This is a genomic window from Gulosibacter sediminis (assembly GCF_030011715.1).
Classification (GTDB): Bacteria; Actinomycetota; Actinomycetes; order Actinomycetales; family Microbacteriaceae; genus Gulosibacter; species Gulosibacter sediminis.
In genome coordinates this window covers 1-656 of the sequence record NZ_JASCYH010000089.1, presented here as the reverse complement: position 1 = coordinate 656, position 656 = coordinate 1, and the positions used below count along the sequence as shown (strand labels likewise).

The window sequence follows — 656 nt, the reverse complement described above, 5'->3', positions numbered from 1 at the left end:
GTGCGATAACCGTGCGAATTTGACGAGGGGGTGTGCGCAGCAGTGCTGCGCACACCCCCTCGTCGTTTTCCCGAGGATCGCCGAGATCCCCGGAATACCGGGCGACACGCCCGGGCTGCAGGCGTGATTTGCACGACCCCCCGGATCTCCGTAAAGTATTCATCTGTTGCCACCGCAGCGAAAGAAACACCATCTGGCGCTCATCGCAAAGGAGGCAACGGTCGCCGCCCAAGTGACAGGGTCTTCACAGACTCAGCGCTTGAGCCACTTGCACGCCACGGCGAGCATGGGGTAATGTAGACGACCTAACAACAACTTCACTACCACGAGGTTACGTCAGACATCGTCCGACACGCCGAGGTAGTAGAACCTAGAGCCCTCAGTAGCAACCACGCAAGCGCGGGGTGAAAATGAGAAGCAAACGGTCTTTGAGAACTCAACAGTGTGCACTAAATAAATTGTCATATGCCATTTTTTATATGGTTACCTCGTGACTGGCTAGCTTCGGCTGGTTGGTTTATTTGGTTCCTTTTTTAATATTTTGGATGATGATCGCCAGATTAATTTTGGTGTTTTGATTCTGGATTGAACTCATTTTTTACGGAGAGTTTGATCCTGGCTCAGGACGAACGCTGGCGGCGTGCTTAACACATGCA

The 656-nt window shown here is 52.3% G+C and carries 1 rRNA gene; it reads left to right on the top strand.

Features of this window, described 5'->3' with window-relative positions:
• Window positions 1-597: 597 nt before the first annotated feature.
• Window positions 598-656: ribosomal RNA gene (locus QM019_RS12670) — 16S ribosomal RNA — on the top strand; the annotation flags it as partial.